3 protein-coding genes are annotated in these 3,852 nt (G+C 42.6%); all 3 read right to left on the reverse strand.

Features of this window, described 5'->3' with window-relative positions; genetic code table 11:
* Window positions 1-1,627: 1,627 nt before the first annotated feature.
* Window positions 1,628-2,902 carry a hypothetical protein gene (locus tag EDM53_RS06320; protein ID WP_130121196.1) on the reverse strand — a complete coding sequence of 425 codons (1,275 nt, stop codon included), beginning with the start codon at window positions 2,900-2,902 and terminating at the stop codon, window positions 1,628-1,630.
* Between the two features lie 11 nt (window positions 2,903-2,913).
* Window positions 2,914-3,081: a hypothetical protein gene (locus EDM53_RS05970; protein WP_165379482.1), complete on the reverse strand. Its 168-nt coding sequence runs from the start codon at window positions 3,079-3,081 to the stop codon at window positions 2,914-2,916.
* 26 nt (window positions 3,082-3,107) lie between these two features.
* On the reverse strand, window positions 3,108-3,852 hold a 745-nt coding region (locus tag EDM53_RS00010), incomplete at its 5' end, for a hypothetical protein (RefSeq protein WP_207215373.1).

The following is a 3,852-nucleotide window of genomic DNA, read 5'->3' on the forward strand; positions in this document are numbered from 1 at the left end:
TTGCCAATGACAAAATTTCTCATTACATTAAACTAATAAATTCTTTTGACTTAAATTATATTTATAACTTCCCGTGGAGCTGGGAAAGATATAAAATCCTTTGATAAAATTAGTATGGCCCAGTGGACTAAAAGTTATTAAATCTCTTCACTTTTGCACCCATATAGGAAGTTAATTATAAATATAACCACTACTATCAAAGGATATTATCCCAAGAGGGCTTTTTTGAAACCGAACAGGATGTATATTCGAGGGATTTGGTGATAACTTTTATTGCCAGATGAGAATTGTAGTTATGTTGTGGGTTCGTCTGGTAAAGCGATGTGGAACGGACTTCGAGTGCGTAAACATTGTCCAAATGGTGAATCGCTGTGGAAGATACTAGTTTTTAGTTGTAATATATATTTAAATGATGGTGTTTATTGGTATTAATCGAGGGGATGTTGATACCTTCTTTGACTGAGACTTGCCTCTGTGGGTAGGTATAGAATACACTCGTATTTTTAAGTGTACAATAGAAGAACTGGAAGAGTCGATTATCCAGCTGTATGGATATTTTGGACCATCAGTGAACTTAGCAGCCAGAGTAAACCACATACAAGTTTAGAATGTCTTGCTAGTGGTGGTCAGACTTTACGGAAAGAAAAAAAAATTCGTACTAACTGAATATGTTTATGAAATGGTTGGAGATGAGCTAGCTCTTGAGGGAGATGATTATTTTATTCCAAATCAAACCCGTTTTATTGCCTCAGGATTTACTTTATTAAAAAAAAAAAGCTGTTTTCGGTTATTTTGACATGAATTTTGAGTTATTATTGGGTTAACTATCGTTAAATGTGATATTTAAACATCTCATTCAATTCCTTTAGGACCATTTGCACTTAAAGGTGCAGGCGAGCATGAATTATATCCAACAATCGTTGAATACGAACTTTGTAAACAAAGAGGAAAACAAAAATTCGGTGTCAGGTGTTTTTATTTGTACAATAAAACTCATACGACCACCCCTCTTAACAAACAAGAAAGCTGTTTGATGGTTTGTGTTCGTTCTTATTAGTTTATCGGTATAATAAAAATGAGTATTACACCTCCACCCACCCTCTAATTGGGGTTGTAATGCCGGTACTGTGCCACAACGGACATTCTTTTAGAATGTACTTTCCCACCATTAAGGAGGTTTGTGGACAGCATGGACCAATGGGTAATATTTTAAGTTTTTATTACCCCTTCTGGTGTTTGTATCTTTAATGGTAAAGGTACCCCCCCTTTATCCACGGGTACTCAACTTATGAGTATGACATGTCTCCGACCTTGTAAACATTGCGCAAGGCAACAACGCTCTCAGTATCAAAACCACGAAAAAAAGTCGCAGACATCAAAAGCCCTCTCTCGTACTTCAACTTCATCTGCGGGATAAAAGATAGCTACTATAACCCTTTGTCGTGAAACCACTGCCTATCTCAAGTGGTAATATATAATTCAATTTATTTTAATTTAAATAGACGGACTGCCTTTATTTCAGAACTTGCAACTCTTGAAGTCCAAATTGGATTTAAAATATGGAAGAATTGGCCTACATTGCTCAAAAATTCTAATAATTGATCGTTCATTATCACAGTTCTTGTACTCAAATAAAAATGGGTATTATTTTCCATTTCATTGAAATTACATTCATGTATAATGTATTTATACTACTATTTTCCAATTCAATTCTAACGAAATTTGTTATTTCTTCTTGATGCTTCCTGATGCTTGTCGACATATGTGCCCTCAACAGCTCCAGCAGCTCGCCTTGTGCCTCGTCAATCATCAACATCCGCTCGCTCCTCTCTTCTTCCTCCGTCTCCATCGTCCTCCTCAGCACATTCAGCTCCTCCTCCATCGCTGCTGCAAATGCTTTTTCTGCTGCCTCCAGTCGTCCCTGCTCTGCTACAGCCGCTGCCGCTGCCGCCCGTCGCCACACCTCGTGCTGCTCATGCTGCCAAGCTGCCAGCTCCCTCATTAGTGAGGCCTGCTCCTCCTGCACAACACCCAGTCGGCGATACGCCTCCATTTCCTTCAACTCCTCCACAACCCCACGCTGCGTGCTTTCGTAAAGCTGCTCCTGCAACTCGCTTATCCTCTTCTCAAATTCTTCCCTCTCCGCTGCCTGTGCCTCCCTCTCGTCGCACAGTCTCAGCTTCATAAGTTCCACCAACTCGTTATATCCTGCAGCCCTCCTCCTACCAGCTGCTGCGGACAAGGAGGAGGATGCTTCTTTTTCTCTTTCTCCTTCTCCTTCTTGTGTTGTTGTTCTTGTTCTTCTTCTTGTTCTTGTTTTTCTTGTTCTTGTTGTTGTTTCCTCCTCTCCTTCTCCTTGGTCTTCTTCCCCTTCCTCTTCTTCTTCTTCTGCATCTTCTTCTTCTTCATCATCACCATCATCATCATCTTCTTCTGCTTCTCCTTCTTCGTATTCCTCCTCTTCCTCTTCCTCTTGTTCCTCTCCTTCTCCTTCTTCTTTCCCTGTCCCTTCTTCGAAGATGATGCTTCTTCTGGTTGTGCTTGTGCTTGTTGTGCTCGCCAACCCCATACGCATTGGGCTAACTATATTATTCCATTCGAATTCCAACGTTGATATTATTTCGTCCTCCTCCTGTAAAATAGATAGCCGTCCCGCCTTCTCGTCTACTATGATTTTGCTCATCACCTGCTGCGACATTATTGCGTCGGTCATAATGACTTCCCCTTCGGTGTTCTTCTTGTCCTCTTCTTCTTCCTCCTTCTCCTTCTCTTTCTCCTCCTCCTCCTCGCGACGGCGACGCGCCTGGTATTGCTTCTTTTGGCGAAGACGAAGAGGTGGTTGTGTTTGGGTGCTGCGTGATACCTGCTCCTTCTCTTCCTCGGTGGTGGTTGTCGGTGCCATAATAATACCTACTACACCTTCCTTTCCCCTCCCCAACAACCCCTTTCCCCCTTTCCCCTTTCCCCTTTCCCCATATTCACTCCTACTCCTACTCCTATTCTCCTCCTTCTCTCCTCCTCCTCCTCCTCTCTCATATATTTAATTATTATTATTATCCCAATATTTATTATCATTATCATTATTAATATACTACATATTAATATATTTATATTTTTTTATGTGCACATATAAAAATATAAAATTGATGAAATAAATATATAAATAAATATATATAAAAATAAAAGTATAAATGGGGTGTGGGGGTGGGGGGGTGGGGGAGGTGTTCTTCCGTAGTGGACGACGACGAAGACGCTGCTACTGCTACTTCTGCTGCTGGTGTGATGGTGATGGTGTTGGTGCTGGCATCCATCATCTCTCTTATCATCGTCATCGTCATCACATCTTCTCTCGTACTAATAGTAGTAGCAGTTTGTGTCGTAGCATCAGCAGTAGTAGTGATAGTGCTGCTGGTGGCTGTGCTCATCATCATCATCATGTTCATGCTGGTCAAAAGTACTCGTTCTTCTTGTGATGACATCAACACAACCGCAACGAAACTTGCCTGCTCCTCTTCTATAATCATCATCCGCTCCTCCAACCCACGCTCCACCGTCTCCCAACGCTCTAAATCATGCCTGGCCTGCTCCGCTGAAGCCTTCCGAATCCTCTCCTCTGTCTCTTGGCTCAGCTCCTCCAGCTCCTCTGCGAGACTGCAGAACGCCCGGTCCTTCTCCTCCAACCACTGTTGCAGATCTCTCGCGTGCTCACGTTGCTCCTCAAGCTCCTTCCCCACACGCTCAAGCTCCTTGATCGTCGACCCCGACCCCACGGCCGCTTGATGCTTCCTGATGCTTGTCGACATATGTGCCCTCAACAGCTCCAGCAGCTCGCCTTGTGCCTCGTCAATCATC

It is taken from the genome of Rickettsiales endosymbiont of Peranema trichophorum (genome assembly GCF_004210275.1).
GTDB lineage: Bacteria > Pseudomonadota > Alphaproteobacteria > Rickettsiales > Midichloriaceae > RICK02.

What these genes read in the sequence shown, in the direction of transcription:
- EDM53_RS06320 (WP_130121196.1), bottom strand. Translation starts at nt 2,902, where the DNA reads ATGGCACCGACAACCACCACCGAGGAAGAGAAGGAGCAGGTATCACGC.
- EDM53_RS05970 (WP_165379482.1), bottom strand. Translation starts at nt 3,081, where the DNA reads ATGATAATGATAATAAATATTGGGATAATAATAATAATTAAATATATG.